The sequence below is a fragment of the Streptomyces sp. CA2R106 genome, from assembly GCF_037034245.1.
Classification (GTDB): Bacteria; Actinomycetota; Actinomycetes; order Streptomycetales; family Streptomycetaceae; genus Actinacidiphila.
On record NZ_JBAGKC010000006.1, the window covers coordinates 1 to 17,286 of the forward strand.

Genomic DNA, 17,286 nt, shown 5'->3' on the forward strand with positions numbered 1-17,286 from the left:
GACCCGCCGGGCTGCCCTGCCCCTTCCCAGCTGCTCGGGTCCTAGCCGCTCGGGACGAGGCGGGACAGCAGGCGGCCGAAGTCGATGAGGCGGGCGATCTGGCCGGGGCCGCCGTCCTCCAGGGACTTGCTGAACCGGAAGGACTCCGGGCGCAGGCGCGCGGTGACGTGCGGCGGCGGGGCGTCCGGGTCGGGCTGGATGGTGGTGACCTCGTGGGGCATGGCGGTGGCCAGCACCAGGTAGACCCCGCGGTCCACGCGGTGCCCGCGCTCGTCGTGCCCGACGAGCGTGCGCATGCCGATGTGGCCGATCGCGTCGAGCGGCAGCACCTGCACCGAGGAGTCCAGCACGGTCCCGCCCGGGGCGCTCTCGTCGGCGGACTCCTCGCTGTGCCACAGGATGAGCCGCCGGCCGTCGCAGACCGCCGCCTCCTGCCAGATCGAGGTGCCGGCCTCCGTCAGGTCCACCACCCGCTCCAGGGTGAAGCCGCGCACGCGGCGCCGGCCGAGCACCCCGCCGATCGCCTCCAACGCGATGTCCGGGTGCAGGAAGTAGGCCTGCACGGCGTCCCTCAGCCGGGGGTGGGCGGACCAGTCCGCGCCTGCGGTACCCACGCCCAGATCCGTCATCGGGCGGCTCCTCGTCGCCTTGCTGAACATCTCCACACCTGCTTCGCGGTCCCGACTCATCAGGCCGACTCGACCCGTCCCCCGTTGCACCTTACCCACGGGGAGTGACAAGCCGGAGCCTGCGGGCGAGGACCGGCAAACCCCGACCGGCCGCCGGGCGCACGGCTCCTGACGGGCATGCAAAGCACAGGCAACGGGGCGTCAGGCGGGAGCAAAACACGGTCAGCGGCGAGCAAAGACGCTCGGAAAACGGGCCGGGCGGCGGGCGGCCCCTCGGCGGCCGTGGTGGGGGCTCGGGGGGATCTTCCCCGCCACGGCCGTCACCCAGCACAACGCGCCTGCCCGGAAGGGGTTACGGTGGCGGACATGCCCACCGTGATCCTCGTCCGGCACGGCCGTTCGACCGCCAACACCGACGGCGTACTGGCCGGCTGGACCCCCGGCGTCGCCCTCGACCACACCGGGCGCGCCCAGGCCACCGCGCTCGCCGCCCGCCTCGCCGCGCTCCCGCTGGCCGCGGTCGTCGCCAGCCCCCTGGAGCGCTGCCAGGAGACCGTCGGCCCGCTGCTGGCGACCCGGTCCGAACTGCCGCTGCACACCGACGACCGGTTCGGCGAGTGCCACTACGGCGACTGGACCGGCCGGAAGATCGGCGAGCTGGTCGCGGAGCCGCTGTGGGAGACCGTGCAGCGCCACCCCTCCGCCGCGGTCTTCCCCGGCGCCGAGGGCGAGTCGATGCGGGCGATGCAGGCCCGCGCGGTCGACGCCGTACGGGACTGGAACGCCCGGATCGAGGCCGCGCACGGCCCGGACGCGCTGTACCTGGTCTGCTCGCACGGCGACGTCATCAAGGCGCTGGTCGCCGACGCGCTCGGCATGCACCTCGACCTCTTCCAGCGGATCAACGCCGACCCCTGCTCGGTCACGGTGGTCCGCTACACCCCGCACCGGCCGTTCCTGCTGCGGCTGGGCGACACCGGCGACCTCACCGGGCTGATCCCGGTGCCGCCGGCCGAGGGCGCCGCGGACGCGCGCGCGGCGGGCCGGATCGACCCCGGGGACGCGGTGGTGGGCGGCTCGACCGGCACCTCGTGATCTCCTTCCGCAGTAGGGTGGATGACCGGCGGCCCGCGCCCCGGCGTGCCGCCCGCCACCAGCACAGTCGATCCATTCGATCGCGTCGAGTAAACGGAGCAGGGCGTGCCCCGTCAGGTCTTCTTCTACGAACACCCGGAGCGTTTCGTCGCCGGGACCGTCGGTCAGCCGGGACAGCGGACGTTCTTCCTCCAGGCCACCGCGCTGGGCCGGACCACCAGCGTGGCGCTGGAGAAGACGCAGGTGGCCGCGCTCGCCGAGCGCATCGACGAACTCCTGGACGAGGTGGTGCGCAGGACCGGCGGCAATGCCGCGGTGCCCGCCGTCGCCCCCAGCGAGATGCTGGACGCCGCCCCGCTGGAGGTGCCGGTCGAGGAGGAGTTCCGGGTCGGCACCATGGCGCTGGCGTGGGACGGCACCCATGAGCGGATGGTCATCGAGGCACAGGCCCTGGTGGAGCTGGTCGGCGGGGACGAGGAGGAGCTGGAGGCGGCCGAGGAGCAGCTGCTCCAGGACGACGAGAACGGCCCGCCGCTGCTGCGGGTGCTGCTCACCGGCGCGCAGGCCCGGTCGTTCGCCAAGCGCGCGCTCGACGTGGTCTCCGCCGGCCGCCCGCCCTGCCCGCTGTGCAGCCTGCCCCTGGACCCGGAAGGACACGTATGCCCGCGCCAGAACGGGTACCGGAGGTCGGCCTGAGCACCGGGACGGACCCGGGGACCGGCACCGCGGCACCGGCCGTCACCCCGGCCGTCGCTCCGGCCGCGTTCGACCCGCGGGACATGGAGGCGCTGCGCCACGGCGAGCTGACGGTGCGGGGGCAGATCCGCGACGCGTCCAACGCCGTGCTGCTGTGCGAGAGCACCCACGAGGGCCACACCGTCGTCTGCGTGTACAAACCGGTACGCGGCGAGCGGCCGCTGTGGGACTTCCCCGACGGCACCCTCGCCGAGCGCGAGGTCGCCGCCTACCTCGTCTCCGAGGCCACCGGCTGGGGCCTGGTGCCTCCCACCGTCCTGCGCGACGGACCGTACGGCGAGGGCATGGTCCAGCTGTGGATCGACTCCGCGGACGAGGACGACCCGGCCGACGACGACCCGGCCGAGGACGCCGGTGAGGACGCGGGCGCGGACGAGGAGGCCGGCGGCGCGGGGGGCGCCGGTGCGCTGCTGGCGCTGACGGAGGACCTGGAGCCGGCGCCGGGCTGGAAGGCGGTCGTCCGCGCCGAACTCGACGGCGGCGGCACCGCGCTGCTCGTCCACGCCGACGACCCGAGGCTGCGCCGGCTGGCCGTCCTGGACGCCGTGGTGAACAACGCCGACCGCAAGGGCGGCCACCTGCTGGTCGCCGCCGACGGCCGGCTCTACGGCATCGACCACGGCGTGACCTTCCACACCGACGACAAGCTGCGCACCCTGCTGTGGGGGTGGGCGGGCGAGCCGCTGCCGGTAGAGGCCGCCGACATGCTCCGACGGCTCGCAGCCGACCTCTCCGGCCCGCTCGGCGACCGGCTGGCCGAACTCCTCACCCCCGCCGAGACCGCCGCCCTGCGCGCCCGGGTGGACCGGCTCCTGGCCACCGGCGTCCATCCCTCGCCCTCCGGCGAGTGGCCCGCCATCCCCTGGCCGCCGGTCTGACCGGGCTGGAGGGCCTGGTCACGGGCGGGTTTCCGCCGGGCCCGCGAGGAGTGGGCGCGAGGCCGCCCGGTTACCCTCATCTCATGCATGCCTGGCCAGCCTCCGACGTCCCCGCCCTTCCGGGCACCGGACGCCCCCTCCGTCTGCACGACACGTCGACCGGGGGACTCGTGTCCGTCGAGCCCGGTCCGGTCGCCCGCCTGTACGTCTGCGGGATCACCCCGTACGACGCCACCCACATGGGGCACGCGGCGACCTACAACGCGTTCGACCTGGTGCAGCGGGTGTGGCTCGACACCAAGCGCCAGGTCGAGTACGTGCAGAACGTCACGGACGTGGACGACCCGCTGCTGGAGCGGGCCGCGGACACCGGGGACGACTGGACCGCGCTCGCCGAGCGCGAGACCGCGCTGTTCCGCGAGGACATGACGGCGCTGCGGCTGCTGCCCCCGGCCCACTACATCGGCGCCGTCGAGGCCATACCCGGCATCGTGCCGCTGATCGAGCGCCTGCGGGAGGCGGGCGCCGCCTACGACGTGGACGGCGACGTGTACTTCTCGGTCGAGTGCGACCCGCACTTCGGCTCGGTCTCCCGCCTGGACGCGGCGGCGATGCGGGTGCTCTCCGCGGAGCGCGGCGGCGACCCGGAGCGCCCGGGCAAGAAGAACCCGCTCGACCCGATGCTGTGGCGCGCCGAGCGGCCGGGCGAGCCGAGCTGGGACGGCGCGTCCCTCGGGCCCGGGCGGCCCGGCTGGCACATCGAGTGCGTGGCGATCGCGCTGGACCATCTCGGGATGGGCTTCGACGTCCAGGGCGGCGGCTCCGACCTCGCCTTCCCGCACCACGAGATGGGCGCCTCGCACGCCCAGGTGCTCACCGGCGGGTACCCGTTCGCGAAGGCGTACGTCCACGCCGGGATGGTCGGCCTCGACGGCGAGAAGATGTCCAAGTCCCGGGGCAACCTCGTCTTCGTCTCCGCGCTGCGCAAGGACGGGGTCGATCCGGCCGCGATCCGGCTGGCGCTGCTCGCGCACCACTACCGGGCCGACTGGGAGTGGACCGACGCCGTCCTCGCCGACGCCGTCGCCCGCCTCGGCCGCTGGCGCGCCGCCGTCTCCCGCCCGGACGGTCCGTCCGCCGACGCGCTGCTCGAAGAGGTGCGGGCCGCCCTCGCGGACGACCTGGACGCGCCTCGCGCCCTCGCCGCCGTCGACGCCTGGGCGGCCTCGCAGGCGGCGGGTGGGGGTACGGACACAGGTGCCCCCGGGCTGGTCTCCCGCACGGTCGACGCCCTCCTGGGCGTGGCCCTGTAATACGGCGCGCCGCTACTCGTCGCCGTCTTCCCCGGAGGAGCCGGAGCCGCTCTCGTCGTCGCCCTCGGCCTCGTCAGGAGCGGACTCCGGCTCCTGACGGGGCTCGGGTTTGGCGCGGAAGTTGGGCACCCCGTCCGTACCCTCGCTCGTCGCGTAGTCCCCGGGGTCGCGGCGCCGCAGGTACCGCTCGAACTCCTTGGCGATGGCCTCGCCGGATGCCTCCGGCAGCTCCGCGGTGTCCCGCGCCTCCTCCAGCGTCTGGACGTACTCCGCGACCTCGCTGTCCTCCGCGGCCAGCTGGTCGACGCCGACCTGCCAGGCGCGGGCGTCCTCGGGCAGCTCGCCCTGCGGGACGCGCAGGTCGAGCAGGTCCTCCAGACGGTTCAGGAGTGCCAACGTGGCCTTGGGGTTGGGCGGTTGGGAGACGTAGTGCGGCACCGCGGCCCACAGGCTCACCGCGGGGATGCCCGCGTGCGTGCACGCCTCCTGGAGGATGCCGACGATACCGGTGGGGCCCTCGTAGCGGGACTCCTCCAGGTTCATGGTGGCGGCCAGGTCCGCGTCGGAGGTGACCCCGGAGACCGGGACGGGCCGGGTGTGCGGGGTGTCGCCGAGCAGCGCGCCGAGGACGACGACCATCTCGACGCCCAACTCGTGGGCGAAGCCCAGGATCTCGTTGCAGAACGAGCGCCACCGCATGCTGGGCTCGATCCCGCGCACCAGCACCAGGTCGCGCGGCTTGGGCGACTGGATGCGGACCACCGACAGCCGGGTGGTGGGCCAGGTGATCTTCCGGGTGCCGCCGTCCATCCACACCGTGGGCCGGTTGACCTGGAAGTCGTAGTAGTCCTCCGCGTCGAGTGCCGCGAAGACCTCGCCCTTGAACTCCCGGTCGAGGTGGTCGACCGCGGTGGAGGCCGCGTCCCCGGCGTCGTTCCAGCCCTCGAACGCGGCCACCATGACCGGGTCGATCAGCTCGGGAACACCCTCCAGCTCGATCACCCAGCTCCTCCTTCCGGCCGGCGGAGGCGGCGGTCCGCCCCCGTACCGGCTTGCCGTGCGCGCGGTGTACGTCCACGTGCGGGAACAAGCCTACGGCGTCGGGGGCGGTGCGCCGCAGTCCGCGCCGGGGCCGGCCCTCCGCGTGCCGCCCCGCACACCCCGCCGGCCGGCTCCCCGGCCGCTGGAACCGGAATACGTCGGATCTGTTGTCGACCATTTCCGGCCTCCCTCTGGACGGAGCGCGCCATCCGGGGCTATACATCGGATCACCGATAGAGATCCGATGTCTCGTGACGGGAGAGTGCATGAGTCCGACCATCACCGGGGTCGAGGTGTCCGACATCCGCTTCCCGACCTCGGAGCAGCTCGACGGCTCGGACGCCATGAACCCCGACCCGGACTACTCCGCCGCCTATGTGGTGCTGCGCACCGACGGGCCGGACGAACTGGCCGGACACGCGCTGTGCTTCACCATCGGCCGCGGCAACGACGTCGTCGCCGCCGCGATCGGCGCCCTGCGCCCGTACGTGGTCGGCCGCACCGTGGACAGCGTCACCGCCGACCTCGGCGGCTTCGCCCGCCTGCTCACCCACGACTCGCAACTGCGCTGGCTCGGCCCGGAGAAGGGCGTGATGCACATGGCGGCCGGCGCGGTCGTCAACGCCGCCTGGGACCTGGCCGCCCGCCGGGCCGGCCGCCCGGTGTGGGAACTGCTGGCCGAAATGACCCCGGAACAGCTCGTGGACCTGGTCGACTTCCGCTACCTCGGCGACGCGCTGACCCGCGACGAGGCCCTGGAGATCCTGCGCCGCGCCGAACCCGGCCGCGCCGAGCGGGCGCGGCGGCTGCGCCGCGAGGGCTACCCCGCCTACACCACCGAGCCCGGCTGGCTCGGCTACACCGACGAGAAGCTGACCCGGCTGGCCCGCGAGGCGGTCGCGGCCGGCTTCACCCAGATCAAGCTGAAGGTCGGCGCCGACCTCGACGACGACCTGCGGCGGATGCGGCTGGCCCGGGCGGCGGTCGGCCCGGACATCCGGATCGCCGTCGACGCCAACCAGCGCTGGGAGGCGGCCGAGGCGATCACGTGGATGCGCGCGCTCGCCCCCTACGACCCGTACTGGATCGAGGAGCCGACCAGCCCCGACGACGTGCTCGGGCACGCGGCGGTGCGCGCCGGGCAGCCGGTGCCGGTCGCCACCGGCGAGCATGTCGCCAACCGGGTGGTGTTCAAGCAGCTGCTCCAGGCCGGCGCCGTGGACTTCGTGCAGATCGACGCGGCCCGGGTGGCCGGGGTCAACGAGAACGTGGCGATCCTGCTGCTGGCCGCCAAGTTCGGCGTGCCGGTCTGCCCGCACGCCGGCGGCGTCGGCCTGTGCGAACTCGTCCAGCACCTCTCGATGTTCGACTACGTGGCCGTCTCCGGCAGTTGGGACGACCGCGTGATCGAGTACGTCCCCCACCTGCACGAGCACTTCACCGACCCCGCGGTGGTCGCGGGCGGCCGCTACCGGGCGCCCACCGCCCCCGGCTTCTCCGCCCGCATGGTCCCCGCGACCCTCACCGACTACCGCTACCCGGACGGTCCGGTCTGGGTGGCCCGACAGGAGCTGGCAGCCCGATGACCGACGCCCCGCACACCCCCGTCCCCACCGCCTCCGCCCAGGACCTCGCCGGGCTGACCGCCCTGGTCACCGGCGGCGCCTCCGGCATCGGCGCCGCCACCGCCCGGCTGCTGACCGCCCGCGGCGCGCGCGTCGCCGTACTGGACCGCGACCCCGCGGGCGCCCCCGAGGGCACCGTCCCGGTCCAGGCCGACGTCACCTCCGACCAGGCGGTGCGCGCCGCGGTCGCCGAGGCCGTCGGCACCCTGGGCAGCCTGCACATCCTCGTCGGCAATGCCGGGATCGGCGCCGTGGGGACGGTGGAGGACAACGCCGACGACGAGTGGCGGCGGGTGCTGGACATCAATGTGCTCGGCCTGGTGCGGACCGCCCGCGCCGCCCTGCCGCACCTGCGCGCCGCCGCGGCCGCCCGCCCCGGCAGCGCCTCGATCACCCACACCTGCTCCATCGCGGCCACCGCCGGCCTGCCCCAACGGGCCCTGTACAGCGCCAGCAAGGGCGCCGTGCTCGCCCTGACCCTCGCGATGGCCGCCGACCACGTCCGCGAAGGCGTCCGGGTGAACTGCGTCAACCCCGGTACGGCCGACACGCCGTGGGTCGGCCGGCTGCTCGACCAGGCCGGCGACCCGGCCGCCGAGCGGGCCGCGCTCAACGCCCGGCAGCCGATGGGGCGGCTGGTCAGCGCCGACGAGGTCGCCGCCGCGATCGTCTACCTGGCGAGCCCCGCGGCCGCCAGCGTCACCGGGGCCAGTCTCGCCGTGGACGGCGGCATGCAGGGCCTGCGGCTGCGCCCGTCGGCCGACTAGGGTCCTGCCTGCCGCGACGGACCCCCGTCGCCGGCCCCGCCCGCACGCCCGAACCGCACTCCCCGCCCGCACCCCGCACCCGTTTCCCGCTAGGAGGGACCCACCGCATGCCCGTACCGGCACTGCCCCGGCTCGGCCTCGGCTGCGCCCCGCTCGGCAACCTCTACACCGCGATGACCGACGAGCAGGCCGAGGCGACGGTCGCGGCCGCGTTCGCCACCCGCGCCGGGCAGCCGGCGTACTTCGACGTGGCGCCGCACTACGGCCTGGGCCGCGCCGAGGAGCGGCTCGGCGCGGCGCTGGCCGGGCGGGACCGCGGGTCGTACCTGCTGTCGACCAAGGTCGGCCGGCGGCTGCGGGACCTGCGGCCCGGCGAGACCCCCGACGGCCAGGGCTTCGTCGACAACCCGCCCCGGGCCCGGGAGTGGGACTTCACCGCCGACGGCATCGAGGCCACCTTGGAGGGCTCGCTGCGCCGCCTCGGCGTGGACCGGGTCGACCTCGTCTTCCTGCACGACGTCGAGGACCACCTCGACGAGGTCCGCGCCACCGGCTTCCCGGCGCTCGCCGCGCTGCGCGACCAGGGCGTGGTCGGGGCGATCGGCTTCGGCATGAACCACAGCGGGGTACTGGCCGGCCTCGTCGCCGACCTCGACGTGGACGTGGTGCTGTGCGCGGGCCGCTGGACGCTGCTGGAGCGCACCGCGTACGACGACCTGCTGCCGGTCTGCGAGCGGCGCGGCACCCAGGTGGTGGCCGGCGGCGTCTACAACTCCGGGCTGCTCGCCGACCCCCGGCCGGGCGCGCCCTACGACTACCAGGCCGCGCCCGCCGGCCTCGTCGAGCGGGCCCGGCAACTCCAGGCGGTCTGCGGCGAGTTCGGGGTGCCGCTGCGGGCGGCCGCGCTGCGCTACCCGTTCGCGCACCCCGCGGTCACCTGCGCGGTGGTCGGCGCCGCGAGCGCGGCCGAGGTCCGCGACAACGCGGCGCTGTTCGACTACGACATCCCCGCCGAGCTGTGGCCCGCGCTCGTCGCGCAGGGCCTGCTCGACCCGGACGTGCCGCTGCCGGCCGCCGCCCTCCCGGCGGTGGGGCGGTGACCCGGCCGCTGCGCATCGACGCGCACCACCACCTGTGGGACCTCGACCGCCGCCCGCAGCCCTGGCTGCGCGGCGCCGCCCTGGCACCGCTGAACCGCACCTTCGCGCTGCCGGAGCTGCTGCCGGAGCTGGACGCGCACGGCATCGACACCACCATCGTCGTGCAGTCCAGCTCCTCGCTCGAGGAGACCCGCGACCTGCTGGCCCTCGCCCGCGCCTCGCACGGCCGGATCTCCGGCGTGGTCGGCTGGGCCGACCTCACCGACCCCGACGCGCTGCCCGGCGTGCTCGCCGAACTCGCCGCGGCCGGGCCGCTGGTGGGCATCCGCCACCAGGTCCAGGACGAGGCCGACCCGCAGTGGCTGGACCGCCCCGACGTGCGCGCCGGGCTGCGCGCGGTGGCCGCCGCCGGGCTCGCCTACGACCTGCTCGTCACCCCGCGCGAGCTGTCCGCCGCGCTCGCCGCCGTCGAGGAACTGCCCGAGGTGCGCTTCGTGCTGGACCACGCGGGCAAGCCGCCGATCGCGGCCGGGCGGTGGGAGCCGTGGGCCGAGCAGATCTCCGCGGTCGCCGACCACCCCAACACGGTGTGCAAGCTGTCCGGGCTGGTCACCGAGGCGGAGTGGGCGTCCTGGCGGCCGCAGGACGTGCTGCCCCACGCCCGCCACGTCCTGGCGGCCTTCGGCTCCGACCGGGTGCTCTTCGGCTCCGACTGGCCGGTGTGCACGCTCGCGGGCCGGTACGCCGACGTCGTCGCGCTCGCCGAGCAGGCGACGGCCGACCTGAGCGCGGACGAACGGCACGCGGTGTTCGGCGGCAACGCCTTCCGCGTCTACGGCCTGGCCTGACCGGCACGGCCTACCTGGCCTGACCTGCTTGGCCCGACCTGCCCGGCCCCTACAGGGTGGAGCGCAGCCACTGCTCGACGCTCGCCACATGGACCGTGGCCCAGGCGCGCGCCGCGTCGGGGTCGCGGTCGCGCAGCGCGCCGAGGATCGCCCGGTGCTCGTGGAGGGTGCGGGCGATGGCGTCCTCCTGGGTCACCCCGCGCCAGATCCGGGCGCGGGTGGTGGGCCCGGACAGCCCGTCCAGGAGCGAGCAGAGCACGGAGTTGCCCGAGCCCTGCACGATGCCGCGGTGGAAGTCCAGGTCGGAGGCGACCAGTTGCTCCACCGAGGGGGCCGGGCCGAGCGCGTCCAGCTTGCCCTGGAGGACGTCGAGCTCGTCGGCGGTGAGTCGGACCGCCGCCATCGCGGTCGCCGCCGGCTCCAGGATGCGCCGCACCGCCAGGAACTCCAGCACCGTGTCGTCGCGGTGGAAGTCCACCACGAAGCTCAGCGCCTCCAGCAGCAGTTGCGGGTCCAGGCTGGTGACGTAGGTGCCGTCGCCCTGCCGTACGTCGAGGATGCGGATCAGCGACAGCGCGCGCACCGCCTCGCGCAGGGAGTTGCGGGACAGCCCCAGCTCGGCCGCCAGTTCGCTCTCCTTGGGCAGCCGGTCGCCCGGCCGCAGCGCCCCCGAGACGATCATGTCCTTGATCTTCTCGATCGCCTCGTCCGTGACCGCCATCCGGGCCTCCCCGTGTCGGGCCTGCCGGCACCCTGCCGGGCCAGACCTCCGATGTATCCCCATTATGGGCCACACCCGCCGCCACGTCCCCACGCCCGCCCCCGTACGGGGCCGCCGCGCCGCGAAACCGCTGGAGCCGGCCCGGCCGCACACCCATACTGGCGCGCGTGATCCAGCACGAACTGATCGACCGGGTGCGGGCGTTGTGCCGCGCCGACGAGGGCGTCCGCGCCGCTTTGATGTACGGCTCCTTCGCCGCGGGGGAGGGCGACGCGCACAGCGACGTGGAGTTCTGGCTCTTCCTCGACCCGGCGGCGCGCGCCGCTCTCGACCCGGCTGCCTGGTGCGCCCGGGTCGCGCCGGTCCGCCTGCTGCTGCGCAACGAGTTCGGCACCCATGTGGCGCTCTTCGCCCAGGCGGTCCGCGGCGAGTTCCACTTCGCCACCACCGCGGACATCCCGTCGGTGGGGGAGTGGCCGGCCAGGGGCGCGGCCGTCGACGCGATGGTCGTGGTGGACCGCGACGGCGCGCTCGCCCCGGTGCTCGCCGCGCTGCCCGTCCGCGCGCCGCTGCCCGGCACCGCCGAGGAGGTCGCCGACCTGTGCGGGCGGTTCGCCAACTGGATGGTGCTCGCCGCCCACGTCACCGCCCGCGGCGAGCACCTGCGGGCGCGGGACGCCCTCGCGCACGCCGCCCGCCACCTGCTGTGGATGGCCCGCCTGGCCGAGCACAGCACCGCGCACTGGCTCACCCCGTCCCGCGCCGCCGAGGCCGAGCTGCCGCCCGCTACCGTCCGCGCCGTCGCCGCCGGCACCCTGCCCGCGCTGTGGCGCGAGGGCCGGGAGCGCTGGCTGGCCCTGCTGGAGCGGACCGGCCGCGTCCCATCCGCCGAACTCCTGGCGGAACTCGACGCCCTGCTGGACCCCGCGCCGCCCCAGCCGTAAAGCCGGACCCCAGCCGTAAAGCCGGACCCCAGCTGCAAGGCCGGACCCCAGCTGTGAAGCCGGGCCGCCCCCGCCGGGAAGCGGCGGGGCCGCCCGCCGTCCCCGGAGGAACAGCGGGCGGCCCCGGCTGATTCGAACGGCCGGTGCCGTCCTCAGTCCTGGCGCTCCTTCAGCAGGCGCGCCACGCCCTCCCTTACCTCCGGCGTGTCCAGACCCCGGATGGTGAGCGTGGTCCGACGCCGCAGCACGTCGTCCACGTCCTGTGCCCACTCGTGGTCGCGGGCGTAGACCACCTGGGCCCAGATCTCCGGCGCGTCCGGGTGGATGCGCTCGGCCAGCGCCGGGTCCTCGTTGGCCAGGCGGGCGATGTCGAAGGCGAGCGAGCCGTAGTGCCCGGCGAGGTGGCCCGCGGTGTCGGCGGCCATCCGCGGGCCGGGCGCGATGCCGTCGACGACCAGCCGGTGCGCGACCGCGTCGCGGCTGGCGAACCCGGGCAGCGGGGCGCGCTTGGGCAGCCGGGACAGCGGCTCCAGGTCGTCGGCGAGCGGGTGCCCGGGCAGCTCGGCGAGCTTCGCCATCACGGTGCGGCCGATGTGCCGGAAGGTGGTCCACTTGCCGCCCGCGATGGACAGCATCCCGCCGCGGCCCTCGGTGACCACGGTCTCCCGCTTGGCCTTCGCGGTGTCGCCCGGCCCGCCCGGCAGCACCCGCAGCCCGGCGAAGGAGTAGGTGATCAGGTCCCGGGTGAGCTGGTGGTCGCGGACGGAGAACGCCGCCTCGTCCAGGATCTGGGTGATGTCGGCCTCGGTGACCGCCACCTCGCCCGGGTCGCCCTCGTACTCCTCGTCGGTCGTGCCGAGCAGCAGCATGTCCTCCCACGGCAGCGCGAAGGTGATGCGGTACTTGTCGATCGGGGTGGCCAGTGCCGCCCGCCACGGCGCGGTCCGCTTGAGCACCAGGTGCGCGCCCTTGGACAGCCGGATCGAGGGCACCGCGGTCGGGTCCTCCATCCGCCGCAGGTGGTCCACCCACGGGCCGGTCGCGTTGAGCACCAGCCGCGCGTCCACGCCGAACTCGGCGCCGTCGGTGCGGTCGCGCAGCTCCGCGCCGGTCACCCGGCCGCGGGTGAAGCGCAGCCCGGTGACCTCGGCGTGGTTGAGCACGGTCGCGCCCGCGTCGACCGCCGCCCGCACCGTCATCAGGGCCATCCGGGCGTCGTTCATCTGCCCGTCCTCGTAGACCGCGACCGCGCGCAGGTCGTCGGTGCGCAGCTCGGGCACGTCGCGGGCGGCCCGGGCCGGGCTGATGACGTGCCCGACGCCGTCCCGGAACGCGGACAGCGCGGAGTACGCGAACACGCCCGCGCCGAGCTTGGCCGCGCCGTGCGGGCCGCCCTTGTAGACCGGCAGGTAGAAGGTGAGCGGGTTGGCCAGGTGCGGCGCGACGTCGTGGGAGACCGCGCGCCGCTCCAGGTGGTTCTCGGCGACCAGCCGCACCGCTCCGGTCTGGAGGTAGCGCAGGCCGCCGTGGAGCAGCTTGGAGGAGGCCGAGGAGGTGGCGCCGGCGAAGTCGCCGGCGTCCACCATCGCCACCCGCAGTCCCGACTGGGCGGCGTGCCAGGCGGTGGTGATGCCGAGGATGCCGCCGCCGATCACCAGCAGGTCGTACGTGGCGTGCCCGAGCAGTTCGCGGGTCTCGGCCCGCCCGGGGTTCGTGCCGGCGGTCGGGTGCGTCCCCAGCGCGGGGACGCGTTGCAGGGTGGTCATGGCGTTCTCAGTGCTCCTCTTCGATCCAGCCCATGGTCCGGGTCACGGCCTTGCGCCAGTTGTGGTACTCGCGCTCCCGTTCGGCGTCCGCCATCCGGGGCGTCCATTCCGCCGCGCGCCGCCAGTTGGCGCGCAGCGTGTCGGTGTCCGGCCAGAAGCCCACCGCGAGTCCGGCGGCGTAGGCCGCGCCCAGGCAGGTGGTCTCGGCGACCATGGGGCGCACCACGGGTGCGGCCAGCACGTCGGCGAGGGTCTGCATGAGCAGGTTGTTGGAGGTCATGCCGCCGTCGACCTTCAGGGCGGCCAGTTCGACACCGGAGTCCTTGGTCATCGCGTCGGCGATCTCGCGGGTCTGCCAGGCGGTCGCCTCCAGGACGGCGCGGGCGATGTGCGCCTTGGTGACGTAGCGGGTCAGCCCGGCGATCACCCCGCGGGCGTCGTCCTGCCAGTAGGGGGCGAACAGCCCGGAGAATGCCGGTACGAAGTAGGCGCCGCCGTTGTCCTCGACGGTCAGCGCCAGCGTCTCGATCTCGGCGGCGGTGCTGATCAGGCCCATCTGGTCGCGCATCCACTGCACCAGGGAGCCGGTGACGGCGATCGAGCCCTCCAGCGCGTACACCGGCGCCTGGTCGCCGATCCGGTAGCCGACGGTGGTGATCAGGCCGTTGTGCGAGTCCACCGGGGTCTCGCCGGTGTTGAGCAGCATGAACGTGCCGGTGCCGTAGGTGGACTTGGCCTCGCCGGGCGCGAAGCAGGTCTGGCCGAAGAGCGCGGCCTGCTGGTCGCCGAGGGCGGAGGCCACCGGGACGTCCGACAGCCCGCCGATGTCCGTGGTGCCGTAGACCTCGGCGGAGGAGCCGATGCGCGGCAGCACCGCGGCCGGCACGCCGATCTCGTCCAGGATCTCCTGGTCCCAGTCGAGGGTGCGCAGGTCCATCAGCAGGGTGCGGGAGGCGTTGGTGACGTCCGTGACGTGCACCCCGCCGTCCGCGCCGCCGGTGAGGTTCCAGATCACCCAGGAGTCCATGGTGCCGAAGAGGATGTCGCCGGCCTCGGCGCGCTCGCGCAGGCCCGGCACGTTGTCCAGCAGCCAGCGGATCTTCGGGCCGGCGAAGTACGACGCGAGCGGCAGCCCGGTCTTCGCGCGGAACCGGTCCTGGCCGACGTCCCGGCCCAGTTCGCGGCAGAGCGCGTCGGTGCGGGTGTCCTGCCAGACCAGCGCGTTGTGCACCGGCTCGCCGGTGTGCCGGTCCCACAGCAGCGTCGTCTCGCGCTGGTTGGTGATGCCGATCGCCTTGACGTCGGAGGGCGCGAAGCCGGGCACGTCCTGGGCGGCGCGGCGGACGGCGCCGGCCACCACCTCCTGGACGTTGGTCCAGATCTCGGCGGCGTCGTGCTCCACCCAGCCGGGCTTGGGGAAGATCTGCTCGTGCTCCTTCTGGTCCACCGCCACGATCCGGCCGTCCCGGTCGAAGACGATGCAGCGGCTGGAGGTGGTGCCCTGGTCGATGGCGGCGATGAAGGGGCCGGTGCCGTGCGAACCGCCGGCGTCCTGTGCGGCCGGGTCGGCGGAGGCGGTGGCGTCGGCGGCGGTGGTGCCGGTCTCGTGCGGGGTGTCGGTCACGGTCTGCTCCTGCTGGGTCTGGCGTCCTGTGCGGGCGGGTCGGTGGGCGGATCGGGCCGGTGCCGCGTGTCTCGTGTTCGGGTGCGGCGGTCGGCGGCGGGGCCGGTACGGCGGCCGTGGCGCGCGCGGAAGGGGGCCGCGCGCGCCACGCGCGCTCGGGTGGGCGCGTTACATGAAGGCCAGCCTGTACAAGCCACCGGCGATCGCGGCGCCGACAAGCGGGCCGACCACCGGAATCCACGCGTATCCCCAGTCCGAGCCGCCCTTGTTGGGCAGCGGGAGCAGCGCGTGCACGATCCGCGGGCCGAGGTCGCGCGCGGGGTTGATCGCGTAGCCGGTGGGGCCGCCGAGCGACAGGCCGATACCGACCACGAGCAGTGCGGTGAGCAGGATGCCCGTGCCGTTGAGCGCCAGGCCCTTGGTCATGCCCTGGGTGAGGATGAACTCCACCAGCACCGCGGTCGCGATGATCTCGGTGAGCAGGTTCTGCACCGGGTTGCGGATCTCCGGGCCGGTGGAGAAGACCCCGAGCACCGGGCCGCCGGGCTGCGCCTCCGCGTCGGCGCTGACCGGTCCGGCCGGGTCGGCCTTGGGGGCGCCGCCGGCCTCGCCGGCCGCGACCGCCTGCGCGGTGCCGTCGGCGGCCCCGCCGGCCGCCGGGCCCACCACGGCGGGGTCGGTCAGGTGCGCGTGGAACTGGCCGAGATAGGCCGCCCACACCAGTACCGCGCCGATGATCGCACCGCCGAACTCCCCGATCAGGTAGTACGGCATGGTGCTCCAGTCGCCGGTCTTGATGGCGACACCCAAGGTGACGGCCGGGTTGAGCTGGCCGCCGGAGTAGCCGTTGGCGATGTAGGCGCCGCCCAGCACCGCCAGGCCCCAGCCGAAGGAGATCGCCACCCAGCCGGCGTCTCTGGCCTTGGATCGTTTGAGGGTCACCGCGGCGCACACTCCGCCGCCGAGCAGGATCAGCACGGCGGTACCGAAGAGTTCGCCGATGACTATGTGGCCGTTGGACACGTCGACTCCTTTGTCCCAGTCCCTGAGCCGCGGTCCAATATTCGTCCGTTGTTCGACATTGTCGACCGCAGGTCGAAAGTCTCGCCCCCTGCGATGACCAGGTCAAGAGCCGTGTGACCGACCAGACTCATGACTTCCCGCCCGCCGGTCCGGGCACACCGCGGCAAGCCGCCCCGAAACGCCCCGCCCGGCACCCCGGGCCGCATCAGAACCGGCCCGCGCCCAGGTCGCGGGAGACCGCCCGCGCGCAGTCCCGCACCGCCGCGACCAGCTGCGCCCTGATCCCGCCGCCGTCGCAGACCCGCTCCACCGCGCCGGTCACGCCCACCGCGCCGACCGGCATCCGCCGCCGGTCGTACACCGGCGCGGCCACCGACGCCACGCCCTCCCAGGTCTCCTCCAGGTCCGCGGCCCACCCGCGGGCCCGGGTCAGGTCGAGCACCGCCTCGAAGTCCGCCGCCCGCGTGACCGTCCGCCCGGTCAGCGCGGGCCGCTCGCCCTCGGCCGCCTCGCTGTGCGCCACCGGGTCGTAGGCGGCCAGCACCTTGCCCAGCGCGGTGCTGTGCAGCGGCTGCATCGCCCCGACCTCCAGCACCTGGCGGCTGTCGTCGGGCCGGAAGACGTGGTGCACCACCAGCACGCCCTGCTGGTGCAGCACCCCCAGATACGCCGCCTCGCCGCTGGAGCGGGCCAGGTCGTCGGTCCACACCAGGGCCCGGGCGCGCAGCTCGTGCACGTCCAGGAAGCTGTTGCCCAGCCGCAGCAGCTCCGCGCCCAGCTGGTACTTGCCCGACGCCGGGTCCTGCTCGACGAAGCCCTCCTGCTGGAGGGTGCGCAGGATGCCGTGCGCGGTGCCCTTGGCCAGCCCGAGCGAGGAGGCCACGTCCGACAGGCCCAGCCGCCGCTCGCCGCCGGCCAGCAGCCGCAGGATCGCCGCGGCGCGTTCCAGGGACTGGATGGGACCTGGCATGGCGGCGCTCCAAGATCTGCGGGACGGTGCGGTTCGCCGGCCGCCGCGCACGCCGACCGGGGCGGTGACCGGGGGCGGCAGCGGGCGGCAGGAGATGCTCCGGGTCGACAATGTCGACCTTGGACATTCTTCATCATGGCAGACCACGGCCCGCACCCCACCCGTACGACCCGTCCGGTGGCTGGA

Annotated in this window: 16 protein-coding genes; 9 read left to right on the plus strand and 7 right to left on the minus strand. The window is 74.6% G+C overall.

Annotation, left to right across the window (positions count from 1 at the left end):
- Positions 1 to 41 precede the first annotated feature (41 nt).
- On the minus strand, positions 42 to 629 hold the full coding sequence (locus WA788_RS11010; RefSeq protein WP_335975275.1) for a hypothetical protein: 588 nt from the start codon (positions 627 to 629) through the stop codon (positions 42 to 44).
- Between the two features lie 366 nt (positions 630 to 995).
- Between WA788_RS11010 and WA788_RS11015 the strand changes: the two genes are divergently transcribed.
- The 4 genes from WA788_RS11015 (at position 996) to mshC (ending at position 4,671) form a co-directional block, all read left to right on the plus strand.
- Positions 996 to 1,724 carry a histidine phosphatase family protein gene (locus WA788_RS11015; protein ID WP_335975278.1) on the plus strand — a complete coding sequence of 243 codons (729 nt, stop codon included), beginning with the start codon at positions 996 to 998 and terminating at the stop codon, positions 1,722 to 1,724.
- Between the two features lie 105 nt (positions 1,725 to 1,829).
- Positions 1,830 to 2,420 carry a DUF3090 domain-containing protein gene (locus WA788_RS11020; protein ID WP_335975281.1) on the plus strand — a complete coding sequence of 197 codons (591 nt, stop codon included), beginning with the start codon at positions 1,830 to 1,832 and terminating at the stop codon, positions 2,418 to 2,420.
- On the plus strand, positions 2,384 to 3,358 hold the full coding sequence (locus WA788_RS11025; protein ID WP_443034009.1) for an SCO1664 family protein: 975 nt from the start codon (positions 2,384 to 2,386) through the stop codon (positions 3,356 to 3,358). The genes WA788_RS11020 and WA788_RS11025 overlap by 37 nt, the downstream gene beginning before the upstream one ends.
- 83 nt (positions 3,359 to 3,441) lie before the next feature.
- Positions 3,442 to 4,671 (plus strand): cysteine--1-D-myo-inosityl 2-amino-2-deoxy-alpha-D-glucopyranoside ligase, encoded by a 1,230-nt coding sequence (mshC, locus tag WA788_RS11030; protein WP_335975284.1) that lies wholly within the window; start codon positions 3,442 to 3,444, stop codon positions 4,669 to 4,671.
- 12 nt (positions 4,672 to 4,683) lie between these two features.
- Here mshC and WA788_RS11035 read toward each other — a convergent pair whose 3' ends face one another.
- On the minus strand, positions 4,684 to 5,673 hold the full coding sequence (locus WA788_RS11035) for a PAC2 family protein (protein WP_335975288.1): 990 nt from the start codon (positions 5,671 to 5,673) through the stop codon (positions 4,684 to 4,686).
- Positions 5,674 to 5,978: 305 nt separating this feature from the next.
- On the opposite strand from WA788_RS11035, the gene WA788_RS11040 reads away from it, so the two are divergent.
- From WA788_RS11040 to WA788_RS11055, 4 genes are all read left to right on the plus strand, one after another.
- Positions 5,979 to 7,298, plus strand: a complete 1,320-nt coding sequence (locus tag WA788_RS11040; protein WP_335975293.1) for an enolase C-terminal domain-like protein — start codon at positions 5,979 to 5,981, stop codon at positions 7,296 to 7,298.
- Positions 7,295 to 8,104, plus strand: coding sequence for an SDR family NAD(P)-dependent oxidoreductase (locus tag WA788_RS11045; RefSeq protein WP_335975295.1), 810 nt, complete (start codon positions 7,295 to 7,297; stop codon positions 8,102 to 8,104). Before WA788_RS11040 ends, WA788_RS11045 begins: the two co-directional genes overlap by 4 nt.
- A 107-nt stretch (positions 8,105 to 8,211) precedes the next feature.
- The gene (locus WA788_RS11050; RefSeq protein WP_335975298.1) at positions 8,212 to 9,204 is read left to right on the plus strand and encodes an aldo/keto reductase; all 993 of its coding nucleotides are present in this window, start codon (positions 8,212 to 8,214) and stop codon (positions 9,202 to 9,204) included.
- A complete protein-coding gene (locus tag WA788_RS11055; RefSeq protein ID WP_335975302.1) occupies positions 9,201 to 10,052 on the plus strand; it encodes an amidohydrolase family protein in 852 nt (283 codons plus the stop codon). Before WA788_RS11050 ends, WA788_RS11055 begins: the two co-directional genes overlap by 4 nt.
- 49 nt (positions 10,053 to 10,101) lie before the next feature.
- Here the strand turns inward: WA788_RS11055 and WA788_RS11060 are convergent, their stop codons facing one another.
- Positions 10,102 to 10,773, minus strand: a complete 672-nt coding sequence (locus WA788_RS11060; RefSeq protein ID WP_335975305.1) for a FadR/GntR family transcriptional regulator — start codon at positions 10,771 to 10,773, stop codon at positions 10,102 to 10,104.
- Between the two features lie 167 nt (positions 10,774 to 10,940).
- Between WA788_RS11060 and WA788_RS11065 the strand changes: the two genes are divergently transcribed.
- A complete protein-coding gene (locus WA788_RS11065) occupies positions 10,941 to 11,717 on the plus strand; it encodes a nucleotidyltransferase domain-containing protein (protein ID WP_335975309.1) in 777 nt (258 codons plus the stop codon).
- Positions 11,718 to 11,869: 152 nt separating this feature from the next.
- Here WA788_RS11065 and WA788_RS11070 read toward each other — a convergent pair whose 3' ends face one another.
- From WA788_RS11070 to WA788_RS11085, 4 genes are all read right to left on the minus strand, one after another.
- Entirely contained in the window at positions 11,870 to 13,483 is a 1,614-nt protein-coding gene (locus tag WA788_RS11070; protein ID WP_335975312.1) for a glycerol-3-phosphate dehydrogenase/oxidase, read from the minus strand.
- 7 nt (positions 13,484 to 13,490) lie between these two features.
- Complete coding sequence (gene glpK / locus WA788_RS11075) at positions 13,491 to 15,002, minus strand: glycerol kinase GlpK (protein WP_335976248.1); 1,512 nt, start codon at positions 15,000 to 15,002, stop codon at positions 13,491 to 13,493.
- A gap of 273 nt (positions 15,003 to 15,275) precedes the next feature.
- Entirely contained in the window at positions 15,276 to 16,130 is an 855-nt protein-coding gene (locus WA788_RS11080; RefSeq protein WP_335975314.1) for an MIP/aquaporin family protein, read from the minus strand.
- 205 nt (positions 16,131 to 16,335) lie between these two features.
- Positions 16,336 to 17,100, minus strand: a complete 765-nt coding sequence (locus WA788_RS11085; protein WP_335975317.1) for an IclR family transcriptional regulator — start codon at positions 17,098 to 17,100, stop codon at positions 16,336 to 16,338.
- Positions 17,101 to 17,286: the final 186 nt, after the last annotated feature.